This is a genomic window from Nocardia sp. CA-151230 (genome assembly GCF_050942175.1).
Taxonomy (GTDB): Bacteria; Actinomycetota; Actinomycetes; order Mycobacteriales; family Mycobacteriaceae; genus Nocardia.
Window position 1 is genome coordinate 4,892,464 of record NZ_CP192061.1, and the last position, 16,608, is coordinate 4,909,071.

14 protein-coding genes and 2 tRNA genes are annotated in these 16,608 nt (G+C 67.4%); 5 read left to right on the plus strand and 11 right to left on the minus strand.

Features of this window, described 5'->3' with window-relative positions:
- The first annotated feature begins 77 nt into the window (after positions 1–77).
- On the plus strand, positions 78–1,319 hold the full coding sequence (locus ACQP1O_RS23175; RefSeq protein WP_433560587.1) for a glycosyltransferase family 4 protein: 1,242 nt from the start codon (positions 78–80) through the stop codon (positions 1,317–1,319).
- Positions 1,320–1,366: 47 nt separating this feature from the next.
- Positions 1,367–3,415 (plus strand): amylo-alpha-1,6-glucosidase, encoded by a 2,049-nt coding sequence (locus ACQP1O_RS23180; protein ID WP_433560588.1) that lies wholly within the window; start codon positions 1,367–1,369, stop codon positions 3,413–3,415.
- Between the two features lie 255 nt (positions 3,416–3,670).
- Here ACQP1O_RS23180 and ACQP1O_RS23185 read toward each other — a convergent pair whose 3' ends face one another.
- From ACQP1O_RS23185 to mihF, 3 genes are all read right to left on the minus strand, one after another.
- On the minus strand, positions 3,671–4,438 hold the full coding sequence (locus ACQP1O_RS23185; protein WP_433567761.1) for an FAD-dependent oxidoreductase: 768 nt from the start codon (positions 4,436–4,438) through the stop codon (positions 3,671–3,673).
- Positions 4,390–4,474 (minus strand) — tRNA-Leu (locus ACQP1O_RS23190). The genes ACQP1O_RS23185 and ACQP1O_RS23190 overlap by 49 nt, the downstream gene beginning before the upstream one ends.
- A gap of 139 nt (positions 4,475–4,613) precedes the next feature.
- Complete coding sequence (gene mihF / locus ACQP1O_RS23195) at positions 4,614–4,928, minus strand: integration host factor, actinobacterial type (protein ID WP_040857743.1); 315 nt, start codon at positions 4,926–4,928, stop codon at positions 4,614–4,616.
- A 274-nt stretch (positions 4,929–5,202) separates the two neighbouring features.
- Between mihF and ACQP1O_RS23200 the strand changes: the two genes are divergently transcribed.
- Positions 5,203–6,039: a tetratricopeptide repeat protein gene (locus ACQP1O_RS23200; protein WP_433560589.1), complete on the plus strand. Its 837-nt coding sequence runs from the start codon at positions 5,203–5,205 to the stop codon at positions 6,037–6,039.
- Positions 6,040–6,048: 9 nt separating this feature from the next.
- Here ACQP1O_RS23200 and ACQP1O_RS23205 read toward each other — a convergent pair whose 3' ends face one another.
- Complete coding sequence (locus tag ACQP1O_RS23205) at positions 6,049–8,319, minus strand: ATP-binding cassette domain-containing protein (protein WP_433560590.1); 2,271 nt, start codon at positions 8,317–8,319, stop codon at positions 6,049–6,051.
- 171 nt (positions 8,320–8,490) lie between these two features.
- On the opposite strand from ACQP1O_RS23205, the gene ACQP1O_RS23210 reads away from it, so the two are divergent.
- Together ACQP1O_RS23210 and ACQP1O_RS23215 are read left to right on the plus strand one after the other, a co-directional pair.
- Entirely contained in the window at positions 8,491–8,802 is a 312-nt protein-coding gene (locus ACQP1O_RS23210; protein WP_433560591.1) for a hypothetical protein, read from the plus strand.
- A gap of 95 nt (positions 8,803–8,897) precedes the next feature.
- Positions 8,898–8,982: transfer RNA gene (locus tag ACQP1O_RS23215), tRNA-Leu, on the plus strand.
- A 175-nt stretch (positions 8,983–9,157) separates the two neighbouring features.
- Here the strand turns inward: ACQP1O_RS23215 and ACQP1O_RS23220 are convergent.
- From ACQP1O_RS23220 to ACQP1O_RS23250, 7 genes are read right to left on the minus strand one after another with little or no spacing between them, the layout of a single operon-like run.
- Positions 9,158–9,865 carry an aspartate/glutamate racemase family protein gene (locus ACQP1O_RS23220; RefSeq protein WP_433560592.1) on the minus strand — a complete coding sequence of 236 codons (708 nt, stop codon included), beginning with the start codon at positions 9,863–9,865 and terminating at the stop codon, positions 9,158–9,160.
- A gap of 30 nt (positions 9,866–9,895) precedes the next feature.
- A complete protein-coding gene (locus ACQP1O_RS23225) occupies positions 9,896–11,185 on the minus strand; it encodes an NAD(P)/FAD-dependent oxidoreductase (protein WP_433560593.1) in 1,290 nt (429 codons plus the stop codon).
- Positions 11,186–11,194: 9 nt separating this feature from the next.
- Positions 11,195–12,070: a family 3 encapsulin nanocompartment shell protein gene (locus tag ACQP1O_RS23230; protein WP_433560594.1), complete on the minus strand. Its 876-nt coding sequence runs from the start codon at positions 12,068–12,070 to the stop codon at positions 11,195–11,197.
- Positions 12,064–12,888 carry an SDR family NAD(P)-dependent oxidoreductase gene (locus ACQP1O_RS23235; protein ID WP_433560595.1) on the minus strand — a complete coding sequence of 275 codons (825 nt, stop codon included), beginning with the start codon at positions 12,886–12,888 and terminating at the stop codon, positions 12,064–12,066. The genes ACQP1O_RS23230 and ACQP1O_RS23235 overlap by 7 nt, the downstream gene beginning before the upstream one ends.
- 6 nt (positions 12,889–12,894) lie before the next feature.
- Positions 12,895–13,830 (minus strand): sulfotransferase, encoded by a 936-nt coding sequence (locus ACQP1O_RS23240; RefSeq protein ID WP_433560596.1) that lies wholly within the window; start codon positions 13,828–13,830, stop codon positions 12,895–12,897.
- Positions 13,745–15,001, minus strand: coding sequence for an MFS transporter (locus ACQP1O_RS23245; protein WP_433560597.1), 1,257 nt, complete (start codon positions 14,999–15,001; stop codon positions 13,745–13,747). The genes ACQP1O_RS23240 and ACQP1O_RS23245 overlap by 86 nt, the downstream gene beginning before the upstream one ends.
- Positions 14,998–16,341 carry a DegT/DnrJ/EryC1/StrS family aminotransferase gene (locus ACQP1O_RS23250; protein ID WP_433560598.1) on the minus strand — a complete coding sequence of 448 codons (1,344 nt, stop codon included), beginning with the start codon at positions 16,339–16,341 and terminating at the stop codon, positions 14,998–15,000. The genes ACQP1O_RS23245 and ACQP1O_RS23250 overlap by 4 nt, the downstream gene beginning before the upstream one ends.
- Between the last annotated feature and the right edge of the window lie 267 nt (positions 16,342–16,608).

Sequence of the window (16,608 nt, forward strand, 5' to 3'; positions counted from 1 at the left end):
CACTTGCCGACCAGCGTCGTTCGTGGCACCGTATACGAGGGTTTGGCTCAGTTCAACTCACGACGAGGAGTTTCGAAATGAGTAGCGAACTTACGTGCGATGCCTCACTCGAGAACGCCTTCGACTTTCTGCAGCTACAGCCCGAAAACTCCGCTGTGTTCGGCGCGGTCAATTCCCGGAAGCAGTCGCTGCATATCGTTCTCGCCGCTCCACCGTATTTCGACATCCCACCGGTCGGCTACGGCGGTATCGAGGCTGTTGTCGCCACGCTGGCCGATGAGCTGGTCGATCAGGGTCACCGCGTCACGCTGCTCGGCGCCGGCCACGCCGGTACGAAGGCTCGATTCGTCCGGGTCTGGGACGAGATCCAATCCAAGCGGCTCGGCGAGCCGTACCCGGAGATCGTCAATGCCATGAAGACCTGGCAGATCATCGAGGCACTGCACGCCGAGGACCCGGTGGACGTCGTGCACGATCACACCTTCGCCGGCCCGGCCAACGCGGCCGCGTACCGGGGGCTCGGGATTCCCACCGTCGTCACCGTGCACGGTCCGGTCGACCCCGAGATGCACGAGTACTACCAATCGCTCGATCACAGTGTGCGGCTCGTGGCGATCAGTGACCGGCAGCGCGCGCTCGCGCCGGATCTGAACTGGATCGGCCGCGTGCACAACGCGATTCGCCCCTCGGAATGGCCATTCCGCACCGAGAAGCTCGACTACGCCCTGTTCCTGGGCCGCTACGCGCCCTACAAGGGACCCCACCTGGCGCTCCGGGCCGCACACTCCGCCGGAGTGCGCCTGGTCCTGGCGGGCAAGCTCAACGAACCGCCCGAGCACGAGTTCTTCGACAACTACATCGAGCCGCTGCTCACCGAGAGCGACGACGTGTTCGGCGAGGCCGACGCGACCGCGAAACGCCATCTACTCGCCGGCGCGCGCTGCCTTTTGTTCCCGATTCGGTGGGAAGAACCCTTCGGCATTGTCATGATCGAGGCCATGGTCTGTGGCACACCGGTGATCGCGCTGCGCGGCGGCGCGGTGGACGAGGTCGTCGAACATGGCGTGACCGGATGGATCTGCGACGATCCCGACGAACTACCCGGATACATCGCCCGCGCCGATGAGATCGACCCCTACGCCTGCCGGGAGCGTGTCGAAAGGCTGTTCGCGACGGACCTGTTCGCGCAGGGCTACGAGGCGGCCTATCACCGGGCGATCGAGATGGCGGCGGAACGGGCGTCGCGAACCTCTGTCCGGGTGCGGGTACCCGCGGGGTCCCGGATCCTCAGCAGCCAGGCGCCCGGCGGTCGCCCGTGAATGTATTCAATGCCGGCCCACCCGTTCTCATCGAGGGTGGCGCCGGCGTGATCACCCTCGTCGAGGCCGGAACCTTCTGCCTGTCCGACCGACTCGGGGACATCCACCCCGGCACCGCCCACGGTTTGTACTACCGGGACACGCGCATCCTGACCCGATGGGAGCTGCGCGTGGACGGTCTTCCGCCGGAACAGCTTTCGGTGGTCGTGCGCGAACCCTTCCGGGCGCGATTCGTGGCGCGCAAACCGCCACCGCACGGTATCGCCGACGCGACGGTGCTGGTCCAGCGCCGTCGCGTCGTGGGTGAGGGAATGCAGGAGATCATCAGCGTGCTCAATCTCGGCGACGAGGACACCGCCCTGACCGTGGTTCTCGATGCCGAGGCGGACTTCGCGGACCTGTTCGCGGTCAAGGAGGGCCGGGCGGGCGGTGGCGGCAGCGAGTCGGCCGCCACCGAGCAGGCGCTGCGCTTCACCGACCGCAGTCAGCAGGGGCGTGGCATCATCATCACCGTCGACGAGGACGCCGAGGTTCAGCCCGGATCGCTGACCTGGCAGGTGCTGGTCCCGGCACACGGCAGCTGGCAGACGGTGGTGCACTGCCAGCCGATCAACGACCATCGGGCCGTCCCGATGAACTTCGACGACAACGACGAATACAGCCCGGCGGACAAGATCCGCCGCTGGCGCGCCTCGACCACCACCCTCACCGCGAGCGGCGCCGGCCTCAACGCCATCCTGCAGCGCACCGAGACCGATCTGGGCGCGCTGCGTCTCGACGATCCCACCGACGGCACCTCCTATGTGGCCGCCGGCGCTCCCTGGTTCATGGCCCTGTTCGGCCGCGACAGTCTGCTCACCTCGTGGATGGCATTGCTGCTGGATTCGGACCTGGCCCTGGGCACACTGCGCCAGCTCGCGAAACTCCAAGGCACCGAGTCGAATCCGCTCACCGAGGAGGAACCCGGCCGCATCATGCACGAGCGGCGCTACGGTCCCGGCAGTGATCGGGTGCTCGGCGGCAGCATCTACTACGGCACGGCCGACGCGACCCCGCTGTTCGTGATGCTGCTCGCCGAATGCCGTCGCTGGGGTATCGGCGCGGCAGCCGTACAGGAGTTGCTGCCGGCCGCTGACGCGGCGCTGGCCTGGATCGACACCGACGCCGACCTCGACGGCGACGGCTTCGTCGAGTACCGGCGCAAGACCGACCGCGGACTCGCCAACCAGGGATGGAAGGACAGCTGGGACGCGATCGGATTCGCCGATGGCCGCCTCGCCGACCCGCCGATCGCCCTGTGCGAGGTGCAGGGCTATGTCTACGCGGCCCGGATCGGCCGCGCCGAATTGGCCGAGGAGGCCGGCGACCATGCGCTCGCCGAGCGGTTGCGCACACAGGCGGCCGACCTCAAAGCCCGCTTCGACGAGGCCTTCTGGATGCCGAAGAGCAGCTGCTATGCCCTGGCCCTGGACGGCTCGAAGCAGCCGGTCGATGTCGGATCGAGCAATCCCGGCCACTGCCTGTGGACCGGTATCGTGCCCGATGAACGCGCGGCCGAACTGATCGAGCGGCTGGGCGCGGCGGATCTGAACAGCGGATTCGGTTTGCGCACACTGTCTTCCAGCGCTCGCCACTTCAATCCCATGGGTTATCACACCGGTTCGGTGTGGCCGCACGATACGGCCATCGCGGTGGCCGGTCTGATGCGCTACGGCCATATCCCGGGCGCGGTGGACCTGAGCGTGAAGCTCGCGAGCGGACTGCTCGAGGCCATCCTGGATTTCGGGGCCCGGCCGCCCGAACTGTTCTGCGGCTTCGCGCGCTCCGATTTCAGTTCCCCGGTGCCGTATCCCACCTCGTGTTCGCCGCAGGCGTGGGCGAGCGCGGCGCCCCTGCTGCTCATGCGCTCGTTCCTGGGCCTGATGCCCGACGTCCCCGGACGCACACTCACCATCGCGCCGCGCCTGCCCGACCGGGCGGGCCTCATCCGGCTCGCGGACCTCCGCCTGGGTCCGGCGACCGTGACCATCGAGGCGTGCGGCACCGACGCGAAAGTCCAGGGCCTGCCGCCGGATTGGCAGCTGAACCGGAAATAGCGACAGGCGGTGTCGGTCGATCCCGGTGCCGACCGGTTGTCCCGTACAAGAATGGCGGCCAGGCGGCCGCCATTCTTGTACGGTCGGTACCTGTGACCGGAGGGGGTATCCATGGCCTGGACCCGGGCCGCGGGTACCAGGTATTCACCGCGGCCGCGGTGACAGCTGTGAAGACCTAGGTGTATCGACTCGAGAGGTTGGGAACGCGGCCGAGACACCCCGTGGAAAAAGCGGGCCTCGACTATCGCGGCCGGCTCAGGCTGGCCAGCACAGCTTTCCCGCTTGCTCGCCCGACGCGGCCGCGTCGGCGAGCGACGGCAGATCGAGCTGATAATCGCCGGCGAGGTATATCGATCCGAGCGGATTCCGCAACGTCGGAAGCGAGTTCCTGCGGCCCGGCGCCCAGAACGGGACGACCCGATGGTGCTCGCGCACAACGGCGTCGCCCAGCTTCCCGTCCAGCTCGGGGAATACGGTGAGCAGGTCCTTCGTGAATCGCGACAGGATTTCCTCGTCGGGCAGGTCCAGCAATGCGTCGGCGTGAGCCCCGCCGGCGGAACAGGCCAGTGCTCCGCCCGGCTTTCGATCGCCACCGTTGCGCATCGCGGCGGCGTGGTTGAATACCGCTTGGAACGACAACTGCGGCGTCGAGACTCCGAAGAAGTCGTCCCAGCGCTGCGGCCCCACCTCCTCGGTGAAGAACCCGACCACTACGTACCGGCCGTACGTGATGTCGTTGAAAGCGACGCGGTACCGCTGCTGCGGGAGGCCTGGAATGATCCGCTCGGCAATGTCGCCGGGCGCGGTCACGATTCGCACGCTCGGCGCGGATCCTCGCCGGACGGTCACCGTCGAGGTAGTCGACGACGACAGAGATCCGGCAGATGGTCGTTTCCCTCGGGAGGCTATGGCCATCAAAAAACGGGCGGTTCTGGTCGAAGATGATCCAAAACCGCCCGCAGGCCTACTGACTGTGTCCGGAGGGGGACTTGAACCCCCACGCCCTAATACGGGCACTAGCACCTCAAGCTAGCGCGTCTGCCATTCCGCCACCCGGACCGGTGATGCTCAGCAAGGTTATCGGATCGGACCGCCTGGACCAAATCGGTCGATGTCCTGCGTGTTCACCGAGAATTCGGAGGCGGTGGGAGTGGTTGCCGCCGGGCCGGTTCGCGACCCGGCAGGCCACCCCCCGATCTCAAGCCTTCAGCGCCTCCAGCAGCGCGGCACGCTGCCGGGAACCCAGGCCGCCGATCCGGCGGTCGGCGGGGATCTCGGCCTCGTCCATCAGCTTGGCCGCCTTGACCGGGCCGATGCCCGGGAGCGCCTTGATGACCGCCGCCACCTTCGTCTTCTTGACCAGGTCCTCCTTGTCGGCGCGCTTGAGCACGTCGGCGAGGCTGACCGACCCCTTCTTGACCTGCGCGATGAGTTCCGAGCGGGCCTTACGAACCGCCGCGGCCTTCGCCAGCGCCTCGGAGCGTTGTTCGGGGGTCATGGTGGGCAGAGCCATATGTCCTTACCTTTCACTCGTTCGCTGGTACGTCGCCGACGATTCAACATGACACCGGGCCCTCCGCAAGTACGACACACCGCGTGGACGTGGCCTACACGTCGATCGACCAGCGAAATGCGGACACCGGACATTGGTCGCACTCTCGAAAATACACCGGTCATGCGACCAGGAGTTTGCTGGAGAGCGTAGCTGGCAAATTCGGGACGCGGCGGGTGGTATCGGTACTACCGTGGGCCCGAACATCACCGGGCACCGGCGGAAGGCGGGGCAGATGAAGGGGTCGTATACGTACGCCGAGCCGACCACGACCGCACCCACACTGGCGGACCGATACGACAGCGCAGACCCCGTGACCTGGAACGGAGCGCAGGTCTACCCCCTGCACTCGGAGAGTCTCGGCGGCTCCCCCGCCACGGTCCGGCTCACCGTGCGCAGCGCGGCCCCGCTGCCCGGCGTCCGCAGCCTCGGTATCGGGCTCGCCGTCGACCGTGGTGATGTGTTGCTGGAAGGCCGCCGGCTCAGGGGGGTTGACGTCTGGAGCGATGCCATGTCGGGCGGCATCGAGCTCCAGGTGTGCCCTGCCGAGACCGATGCCGCCATCACCCTCACCCCGGTCTGGGTGGACGACACCGGGGCCACCGTCTCCTGGACCGGTAACTACGGCATGCTCATCGCCCGCGAACCCGCCATGACGGTCCTGCACTGCAGCACCGGCGTCGGCCCGCCCGACTTCGGCGAACTGGTCGTGGAGCTCACCAGCGGCCCCACCCCGCCGCCGCCCCCGGCTCCGCCCACCGATGCCAGCCGCTACCAGAACGCGCTCTACGAGCTGGGCGTGGCCATGCAGAGGCGCGGCGACGAGGAGCAGGCCTGCCAACTATGGACGCAGGCAGCCGAATACGGTCATCCGGGCGCCGCCTACGACCTCGGCGTCTTCCGCTATCGCCGGGGCGATTTCACCGAGGCCGAGCGCTGGTGGCGCACCGCCGCGACCCAGGGTGACCCCCGCGCCATGGCAGGTCTCGCCGAACTCCTCAATCGCCGCGGCAATCCCGATGAAGCCAGGGCGTGGCGGGCGGCCAGTACCGCGGATCATCAGTACCCGTGACGCACTTCGTCACGCGGACTTGTAGCGGCGCAGGTACTGCCCTGTCAGGGAGGCCGGATCGCTGAGCAGTTCGGCAGGAGTACCGGTGAACACGACCTCGCCGCCGTTCTTGCCGCCGTCGGGCCCGAGGTCGATGACCCAGTCCGCGTGTGCGACCACGTCCAGGTTGTGCTCGATGACAACGACCGTGTTCCCGCGCTCCACCAGGTTGTCCATGAGCGTGAGCAGGGTGTCGACATCGGACATGTGCAGGCCGCTGGTGGGTTCGTCGAGGACGTAGACCGTGCCGGTGTTCTGCAGCTGCGTCGCGAGTTTGATGCGCTGGCGTTCGCCGCCGGAGAGGGTGCTCATGGCCTGGCCCAGGCTCAGGTAGTCCAGGCCGACCTCGTTCATGGTGCGCAACTTGGCATTCAGTGTCTTCTCGGGGAAGAACTCCACGGCCGCCTCGGCGGAAAGCTCGAGGACATCGGCAATCGACTTGCCGCGCAGGGTGAGCGCGAGGACCCGATCGGAAAACCGCCGCCCGTCACAGGATTCACAGTGGGTGGTGACCGGGTCCATGTAGGCGATCTCGGTGATGATGACGCCGCGGCCGCCGCATTCGGTGCAGGCGCCGTCGGAGTTGAAGCTGAACAGGCCGGCCGGTTCGCCGGTCGCCTTCGCGAACAGCTTGCGGATCGGATCCATGAGCCCGAGGTAGGTGGCGGGCGTGGACCGGGAGGACGCGGCAATGGCGGACTGGTCCACGAAGACCGATTCCGGGTAGCGGACCAGGAATTCATCGCGGATGAGGCTGCTCTTGCCCGAGCCCGCGACACCGGTGACGGCGGTCAGGATGCCGGTCGGAATGGCGACGGTGACATCTTTCAGGTTGTGCGCGTTGGCATTCGCCACCGTCAGCGCGCCCGTCGCGGACCGGAAGTTCTCCTTGACCCGGAAGGTGCGGCGCAATCCCGCGCCCGTGGGGGTCTCGGCCACCCGCAACTCGGCGAAACTGCCGGTGAACACGACTTCGCCGCCGTGGACGCCCGCGCGCGGACCGACATCCACGATGTGGTCGGCGATCTGGATGACATCCGGATCGTGCTCGACGACCAGAACGGTATTGCCCTTGTCCCGCAGCGCCTCCAGCATGTGGTTGAGCCGCCCGACATCGCGCGGGTGCAGGCCGACGCTGGGTTCGTCGAAGATGTAGGTCATCCCGACCAGGGTGCTGCCCAGGTGCTTGATCATCTTCAGGCGTTGGCCCTCACCGCCGGACAGGGTCGAGGTGGCGCGGTCCAGGCTCAGGTAGCCCAGCCCGATGGCAGCGACGCGTTCGAGCGCGACCCGGGTGGCCGCGGCCAGCGGGACAGCGGCCGGGTCGTCGATCTCCCCGAGGACCTCTATCAGATCGGTGATCTGCAGCCGCGCCCAGTCGGCGATATTGCGTCCATTGATAGCGGTGGCCAAGGCCTTCGGATTCAGGCGCGCCCCTCGGCAGGCCGGGCATGTGCCCTCGGTGAGGAAGCGCTGGATCTGTTCGCGGGTCTTCTCCGACAGCCCCGAGGTGTCGCGCTTGAGCCGGGTGCGGGTGAATTTGTCGACCAGGCCTTCGTAATTGGCTTTCCAGGTGCCTTTCGCGAAAGACAATTCCACTTTGCCGCCGGTGCCATGTAGCAGGTCGCGCCATTCCGTGTCGTCGTAGTCGGCGAGTTTCTTGTCCGGGTCGAATCGGCCGGAGTTGGCATACATCTGCCAATCGCCGCTGCCGACGGTGTAACCGGGCACCAGCAGCGCGCCCTCGTTGAGTGATTTCGTGCGGTCCACGAGTTTGCCCGGGTCGGCGGTGATGGCCACGCCGAGTCCGTCGCACTCGGTGCACATGCCCTGCGGGGTGTTGAAGGAGTAGTCGTAGACCAGTCCGGTGGACGGAGAACCGAAGCGCGCGAACAGGGCTCGGATCAGAGCGTAGATGTCGGTCATGGTGCCGACCGTGGAGCGCGGCCCGCCACCGACCGCCTTCTGGTCGATGATGACGGGCGCGGTGAGGTTCTCGATGGCCTCGGCGTGCGGGCGTTCGTAGCGCGGCAGGAAATTCAGGACGAAGGCCGGGAAGGTGGCGTAGAGCTGCCGCTGGGATTCGATGGCGATGGTGTCGAAAACAATGGAGGACTTGCCGGATCCGGAGACGCCGGTGAAGACGGTGATCCTGTTCTTGGGAATGTCGATGGAGACGTTGCGCAGGTTGTGCTCGCGGGCGCCGAGGATCCGAATTGTTTCGGTGGAGGCCAGGGACATGCACCCACCATGCCAGTACGACCCCCCTCAACGTGCGGGGAAATGTGATATAAATCACAGCACACTGCCTGAATCTCCGGGTCCAGCCCCGATTGCCGAACCGTCGCGCCCATCTACAGTGGCGGTCGATCGCGCGGCCGACACCGCCGCGCACGACCCACGAGGAACCGCATGATGAACACCGCGCGATGGACGGCCGTGGCGGCCGCCGCACTGGCCGTAGCCCTGCTCTCGGGCTGCTCGGATGTCGAGAAGGCCCTCAACCAGGGCGGCGACACCAAGTGCAGCGACTACCTCGCCCAGAACGCCGACACTCAGCGGGTCACCATCACCAAGTTCATCAAGCAGCAGACGGGCAACGACCACGAGCCCGCCGGCACCCAGGTGGACCTGTCCATGGCCGCCGTCCAAGGCCTCTGCCAGATCCAGGCGAACAAGGACACCCCCATCAAGAACGCCAATCTGGCCGGCATCCTCCACTAGTCCCTCAAACCTGCCCTCGCGCACCCTGTTTCGCCTGGCCAAGCCCCGATTTCCGTTTCCGCCAACCTCTCCGCTAATCTTGTGCAGCATCACCGGTCCGGGTGGCGGAATGGCAGACGCGCTAGCTTGAGGTGCTAGTGCCCGTATTAGGGCGTGGGGGTTCAAGTCCCCCTCCGGACACAACGAGAGAGCGAGTTCCCAGGATTGACAAGGGAACTCGCTCTTCCTCATTCGTCGACGACGAAATCCAATGTCTTCCAGATAGTTTCGACGGCAGCCGGAACCTTGGTCGAGCGAGCCCGAACACGACGTTCGTGTCGGCCGGTGTCGCCGTCGCTGCGGCCGTGACACCGTCCTAACCGTTGCCGCGCTCCCCGATGCTGAAGGGCATGTGGGACAGGGTGTGGTGGACCATGTTGGTGAGGGTCACGATGTCGAAGACCGGGATGTGCAGTAGCTGCTGGATGGCGTGACCGTACGGCACGAGGTCGGTGCATTCGATGACCAGCGCACCCATGTCGGGGTTGTCGGCGGCCAGTCGGGACGCCTCTTCGAGGACTTCCGCACCGAGGCGGTCTGCGTCGAGGTTGTCGCGGCGGCCGTCGAGGACGACCTCGCGAAATTCCGGGTGCCCGGCCATTCCGGTGACACAGATCGGAACGGACTCGCCGCCGATGGCTTCCAGGTGGCGGCGGGTGAGGGCCTGTTCGTCGGCGACGAGCAGGCCCACGGTGCGATCGGTGGCGAGCATGCGGTGGACCATGGGCAGTTGGATGAGGCTCGAGCTGTAGAGCGGGACTCGGACGGAATCGGCCAGCCGCTGCTGGAACAGGACCAGGAATCCGCAGGCGGCGGCGATCGCGTCCACGCCTTCGGATTCGAGCTCGCGGGCGGCGTCGATGAACGGTTCGAGCAGGGTCGGATCCGCCTCGCTCACCACCCGGCGCGGGGTCGCACCGGCGACGACCTGGTAGACGACCGGGAAGTCGAAGGTCGCCGGATTGCGGATGTGGCCGGGGAGCTTGGTGAACGTTGTGTCGAGACACAGGACACCGATCCTCACGTCCATTCTGTCTGCCATGCCGTCGCCGCTTCAGGTGGGTGCGCCGAAACGATTCGGCCGCAACGGGATCGGGTCGGTGAATGGCTGCTCACCCGCCAGGAGCTGACCGACGAGTTCGCCGCCGGCGGGCGCGAGCCCCATGCCGATATGGCCGTGTCCGGCGGCGACGAGGAGGTTGCGGAGATCACCGGCGGGACCGATCAGGGGCAGGCTGTCCGGGGTGCACGGCCGCAATCCACTCCAGCTCTGCAGGATCGGTGTCTCCTCCAAGTCGGGCAGGAATTCGCGCACGGCACGCCGCAGCGCCCGTAGCCGGTGTTCGGAGACCGCGCAGCTCATCCCGGTCAGCTCGAGCTGTCCGCCGATCCGCAGCCGGTCACCGAGCGGGACCATCGCCACTCTGGCCTCGCTCAGCAGCACCGGCAGGCCGGGCGCGCTCGGCGGCATGGCCACGGTGAGGCTATGACCTCGGATCGGTTGCAGCAGCAGATCCGTTCCCGCCATGTGGGCGCACTCGGCGCTCCATGCGCCCGCCGCGATGACCACATGACCGGGGCGTAGTTCCCCGCGAGTAGTGTTGAGCCGCACGATATTCCGATCCCGTATGCCGAAACCGGTGACCTCGGTGTGCTCGCGGATCTCTACGCCCGAACCGCGCAGGACCCGGCCGAATTCGATGAGGAACTCCGGGACGCGCAGATATGCACCCTCGGGGTTGTACAGGGCGCCGTGAATATCGAACGTCGTCTTCGGTGCGAGTTCGTCGAGCTCACCGGATCCGAGGACCCGCAGCGGCACACCACCGGCAACAGTGCGCGCCACGGTCCGGCTCGCCTCGTCGAAGCCCGCCGGGGTCTTGAAAGCCAACACGATGCCCGGTGATTCGAGCAGAGCGGTCATGTTCTCCGAAGCGCACAGCGCGAGCAGGATCGCGAGACTGCGCGTCTTCATCCCGATCAGTACCCGGAATCCGTTCGCCGCGGCCTCGGCCGAGCAGGCGCGCCGGAAATGCCGCAGCCAGTGCGACAATTCGGCGTCCAGGCGCGGCTCGATGTACCAGGGCGCGTCCGGATCCGTCGCACCCGCGGCGGCGATAGCGAGCATGCCGGGTTCGGCCAGGGGTGCGGCACCGTGGGTGCCGACGAATCCCGTGTTGCCGGCCGAGCACGATTGCGGTCCGCCCAGCGCACCGCGCTCGAGCACCGTGACAGTCGCCCCGCGCCGACGCAACTGCTGCGCACAGAACAGGCCGACGACTCCCCCGCCGATGACCACCACATCCGGGTCCTCGCGCACGGGAGTTCCCTCCTCGAGCCTCATGAGCGCGACCTAGACGCTGACGACGAAGAAGTTCGTCGGCAGATTGACCACGACCCGCTCGTAGATCTCGGCCTTCAGCGCGATCCCCGGCTCGGTGAAGGTGCCCGCGGGCGGCTCGGCGAATCGGATCACCGAACGTCCCGCGTCGAAAAGCTGTGCGCCGTGGCCGAAATCGCCGACGATGGCGGTCCCCGGTTCGACCAGCCTGGTGCGGACGATGAACACACCGTTCTGTTCGAGGTCGTCCATCAGCCGACCGTTGCCCATGGCACGGTAGTAGTCGACCGGGTTGATGATCATGCCGTCGGCGGTGCCGCCCATCTGCTCGATCTCATTGCAGGCGCGCAGGATTGTCGAGGTGAAGGGTCCCCGCTCGGTCATCCGCTCGATCTCGGGCATGTTCAGCAGCCCGCCCTCGCCGCTGATGATGGTGTGGTTCTCGGCGGTGCACAAGCGCACGATCAGGCGGTAGTTGAGGAAATTCTCGAAGGTGTCGGGGTCCTTCCACAGATCCGGCGGGACCTGCACCCACGCCGTGGTGGTGAGCAGCTCCGGAATCGGCGACTTGTGGAATCTGCTGGCCAGCTCGCGCCGAACGTCCGCGCCCGCGATGGAGGTGTCGCCCGGGGCGGGTGCGCTCTCGTGCCAATAGAACTGGCGCGGATCGCGCGACAGGTCGATGGTCTTGAGCATATTGCGGGCCGGATTGCGGGGTTTGCGCCGCGAGCTGGTCAGGGAATCGGTGATCGTCACGTCGTATTCGACCGCCGCGTCCAGCCCGTGCTGTCCGCAGGCCTCGACGAACATCCGGCCCGGCGACAGCTCGTGTGTGCGGTCCGCGACGACCTGCGCCAGGGTCTGTTTGATCGAATCTGCCTTCAGCATGTCCCCTCCTGGGAAACGGTGTAATGCGATGAGGACGCGCCGAGCACGCTCGATCCGCCGTCGATCAACTGGACGGTGCCGGTGATGTAGCCGGCCCGTTCGCTGGCCAAAAACGCTGCCAGGGCGGCGATTTCGTCGGGCTGGGCGATGCGGCCCACCGCGGTCTTGCTGCCGACTGCGGCCAACTCCGCCTCGATCCGCCCGTCCGCGCAGGCCTGCGCCAGCACCCGTTCCAGCAGCGGAGTGCGGGTCGCGCTCGGTGCGAGCACATTGACGGTCACACCGTCGCGCCCGACGTCCGCGGCGAGGGCCTGCGCGAACCGCACGATCGCCGCCCGGCTCACTCCGGACAGGGCCAGTCCGCCGATGGGGACCACCGCGGTCTCCGATGCCACCAGAAGTACGCGGCCCCATCGCGCATTCCGCAGGTGCGGCAAGGCCGCCAACGCCAGCTGGACCGCGGGCATCAGGACCGTGTCGACCGCCTCCCGGTACGCGGATGCCTCGAAGGCCGTCGCGCTCCCGGTGGGCGGTGTGCCGCCGCTGACGGCGACGATGTGGAGTCCACCGAACTCCGCGGCGACCTCGTCGACCCAGCGGAGAGCCGCTCGAGGGTCGGTGATGTCCACGCGTGTTGCGTGGACTCGCCCGCGTGCCATCGCTTTGATCGCGCGTTCGGCGGCGGTCAGTCGTCCCGGGTCGCGGGCTCCGATGGCGACATGCGCGCCCTCGGCGGCCAGCTCCTCGGCGATCGCCAGCCCGATGCCGCTCGATCCGCCCGCGATGAGTGCGACCTTGTCCGTCAGCCCCAGATCCACTGTCGCTCAACCTCTCCCATGTCGACCGGGGATCAGATACCCGTACCGGATCGCCAGCGGCCAGGACAGCGCCGTCACTGTCGCCTTGGCCGAGTTCGGCAGCGCGCCGCGCCACGAGTCGTCGGTCGGTCGGATGACGGTGACGCCGGTGTTGAACCGGTCCGGGTTCCCGGTGACCGTGTGATTGGCGTGCAGCTCGATCGTCCGGTCGGTCATCGGGTTGGCCGCCGGATCGATCTCGCACAGTCGCAGCACCGTGTCGACCGTCCCCGCCGGATCGGCGATGAAGTCCTCATATCGCAGGAACAGCGACCGCCGCGGATACCGGCGGCCGATCGCGTGCGACGCGAGGTTGAAGCCGCTCCAGTAACCGGTGCTCTTGCCCGCCGACATGGCGTACACGTATTCCTTCGGCTTGCTCCATGATTGGGCGACGGCCCGGGGATCGCGCACCAGATGCAGGTAGTACGGGGTGATCCCGTCGAGGTACGACAGCAGTGCCGCCTCCCCCGGCATCTTCGAGGTATCGACGATCACCCGCGACCGGCTGCGTTCGGCGATGGCGCGGTAGACCTGGGCCAGCAGGTCCGCATGCGCGCGAATCGGCTCATTGCGCAGGCCACGCCCGAGCACCTGCCACGTGTGCCTGGTGCGGACGTAGCCGAGTTGGTGCCGAATCACCGTGTCCGCGTGGTCTTCCAGGGTGGCCCCGTCGGGCCTGCCGACCGGCAGAATGGTGGACCAGAACGGGCAGTCGACGAGCTTGTGCCCGCAGCCGCACAGCTCGTTGACGCCGCGCCCGGCGGCGTTCTTCCACAGGAAATGCAGTTCCCCGACGTGGAATACGCCCGGAATCTCATTGAGGATATTGCCGAGAATGGTGCTGCCGTTGCGGCACCATCCGGTGACGCACAGGACCTTGACCGGGGGCGCGCTGCTCATCCGCCGCCTCCTCTCTCACTCGGTTGGTGACCGATTGCCGAATCGTGCAGGCCATGATCGCGGCGGTGAACGCGCAGCCCGCGCCGACCAGATACACGGCGGGATAGCCGAGCCCGCTCGCGATGGCACCGGTCGCCGGGCCCCAGACGAACAGCCCCAGATCCCAGAACGAGGTGTAAGCCCCCAGTGCCGCACCCTGTTTCGAGCTCTCGGCGTTGTTCATGACCATCAACGCCAGCGAAGGGTGCAGCAGTGAGAAGCCGACCCCCATGACGATGACGCCCAGCACCGCCACCGGCAGGTTCGGCGACCACGCGACGATCAGCAGCCCGGCCGCCTCGCCGATACCGGACCAGGTGCCCACGCGCCGCGGTCCGAGCTGGTCCGGCAGCTTTCCGATGACCAGCCGCGTACCCGCGTACACCGCGCTGAAGACGGCCAGAACGACGGCGCCGGAACCGATCCCGCGCACCTGGAGGTCGCGGATGATGAAAGCGGCCAGCCCCACATAGCCCGCCGCGGCGAGAGCGAGGGCCAGTCCGGGCAGCGCCGCGGGCTTCAGCATCAGCCCGCGCCCCCCGCTCGGCCGCGCGAGCTCCGGCTCGGGCCCGGCAATGGTGATCAGGGCGAGTCCGGCGAGCGGCGCGGCCGCGCACAGCGCCCACACCGCCCCGATCCCGAAGTGCCGCAGGGTCGCACCGAGCGCCGTCCCCGCCGAGATGCCGCCCCACATGGCCACCCCGTAGAGCCCGATCAGCTGGCCGCGCCGATTGTGTGGCGCGAGCGTGACGGTCCAGGCCGCACCCGCCACGAACAGCGCGGCCTCGCCGACACCTACCAGCAGCCGCACCACGATCAGCCCGGCCAGGCCGAGCGGCAGAAAGTACAGCAGCCCGCCGACCGCGATGGCGAGCGCGCCGAACCGCATGACCTGCCGATAGCCGTGCCGGTCGGCCAGCCCGCCGAACACGGGCCGGGTGAGAAGCGCGGTCAGGGCGGTGGCCGTCACCACGACGCCCACGCTCAGATCGCCCGCGCCGAACCGGTCGCGAACATGGTCGGGCAGCGCCGGAATGGCCGCGGACAAGCCGAGATAGCCGCAGAACAATCCACCGAACACCCCGGCGAGCGCGAGCCGCGGCAGCGTTCCGGTATCGGGTGAGGCCGTCATGGTCGCCCTGCCCACGAGGAATTCGCGTCGACCTCCGTCGTGGTCAGGGCGGCCGCGACCTTCCGGACCGCGGCGACGAGATCATCGCAATCAGCCCGCGACAGCGTCGAGGACAGCGGAATGTCCACGGCCCGTTGCAGATAGCGGGTCGCATTGGGCAGGGATGCCTGCACGGCGGCGGTGTCCTTGCCGCGGAACAGGAATCGCCAATTCCAGAAGGCGCGAATATTGTGATCGGAGTCCGAGCCGAGGTTGCGCGCCTCGATACCCTCCTGGCACAGCGCCCGCGCGAACCACTGCGCGCGACCCTCGGCAACCTGGAAGATGAAAGCCTCGCCCAGATACGCGCCCGGCGCCACCGGCTGCCGGATTCGAATGCCGTCGAGGTCGGCCAGCTCCGCGGCGACATAGTCGTAGTTCTCGCGGAAGGCGGCCAGCCGGATCGGCAGCCGTTCCAGTTCGGATCGCAGCAGCGCGGCCCGGATCTCGTCCATGCGGAAGCTGTACAGCGGCAGCTCCAGGTCGGTGGCCAGCGGTGACCGACCGTCGCCGAAATGCCGCCGCAGCCGGCCCTCGTATGCGCCCGAAAGCACGGTGGCCCGGGCGAACAGGGTGCTGTCGTCGGTAATGAGGAAGCCGCCCTCGCCGCTGTTGAGCGACTTGTCCGACTGGGTGCTGAAGGCGCCCGCCAGGCCGAAGGTGCCGAGTTTGCGTCCGTTCAACCGCGCGCCGAGCGCGGGGACGGCATCCTCGAACACCGGAACGCCCTGCTCATCCGCGAATCGGAGCAACGCGCCCATATCCCCGGCGAAGCCACGCATGTGCACCACCACGATCGCCCGGATTCGCGGTGTCCACCGCCGGCGCAGATCCTCCACGTCGAGGTGGAGGTTCTCGTCGGCGTCAACCAGGAACGGCGTGCATCCGGCGAGCAGAATGGCGCTGGGTGTGGCGGCGAAAGTGAAACCGGGACAGGCGATCAGGTCTCCCGGTTCAACTCCGGCGGCCATGATCGCCAGCGCCAGCGCGGTGGTACCGCTCGAGGTGGCCAGCGCGTGTGCGGACCCGAAATAGCGGCACAGTTCCGCTTCGAATCGCGCGCACTCGGTCTCATGCGGCGGGCGATGGTCGTACCGGAAATAGAGATGGCTGCGAATCGCGCGCAGCGCCGCTTCCTCGTCCTCGGGATGGACGCACACCGCGCCCCGGTCATAGGTCGGCCAGGGTATGCGCCGTACCGGATCACCGCCGTTCAGGGCCAGCCGCGCACCATGGGCCGGCTGCGTGTCCGGTGCCGTCGGGGCCGATGCCGAATCATCGATCACATTGTCCGCCATCATGTTTATGGCACCGACCGACCAGGAATCGGCGGTACTTGCCTGCTTGCCTGCCGAGACTCTCGGAACCGGGAAACCTCGGTGAATGTTCAAGGCACGCTACGCCGAACCTGCGGGATTCATGACCGGAATATCGTTAAGTTCTGGTCACGCGTCCGAAATTGGCTGATATCCGCAATCGCCTGTGCCCCAACAGAATCAGTGCTTCACTGGGTGCAGGCGGCCCTGCATGACATGAGCGTGGCCGCCGGATATGCGGTGCGAGTGGCG

Coding starts and splice junctions, on each gene's coding strand:
- ACQP1O_RS23210 (WP_433560591.1), top strand. CDS start 8,491: ATGATGAACACCGCGCGATGGACGGCCGTGGCGGCCGCCGCACTGGCC.
- ACQP1O_RS23175 (WP_433560587.1), top strand. CDS start 78: ATGAGTAGCGAACTTACGTGCGATGCCTCACTCGAGAACGCCTTCGAC.
- ACQP1O_RS23205 (WP_433560590.1), bottom strand. CDS start 8,319: ATGTCCCTGGCCTCCACCGAAACAATTCGGATCCTCGGCGCCCGCGAG.
- ACQP1O_RS23200 (WP_433560589.1), top strand. CDS start 5,203: ATGAAGGGGTCGTATACGTACGCCGAGCCGACCACGACCGCACCCACA.
- ACQP1O_RS23225 (WP_433560593.1), bottom strand. CDS start 11,185: ATGAGGCTCGAGGAGGGAACTCCCGTGCGCGAGGACCCGGATGTGGTG.
- ACQP1O_RS23245 (WP_433560597.1), bottom strand. CDS start 15,001: ATGACGGCCTCACCCGATACCGGAACGCTGCCGCGGCTCGCGCTCGCC.
- ACQP1O_RS23250 (WP_433560598.1), bottom strand. CDS start 16,341: ATGATGGCGGACAATGTGATCGATGATTCGGCATCGGCCCCGACGGCA.
- ACQP1O_RS23230 (WP_433560594.1), bottom strand. CDS start 12,070: ATGCTGAAGGCAGATTCGATCAAACAGACCCTGGCGCAGGTCGTCGCG.
- ACQP1O_RS23240 (WP_433560596.1), bottom strand. CDS start 13,830: ATGAGCAGCGCGCCCCCGGTCAAGGTCCTGTGCGTCACCGGATGGTGC.
- mihF (WP_040857743.1), bottom strand. CDS start 4,928: ATGGCTCTGCCCACCATGACCCCCGAACAACGCTCCGAGGCGCTGGCG.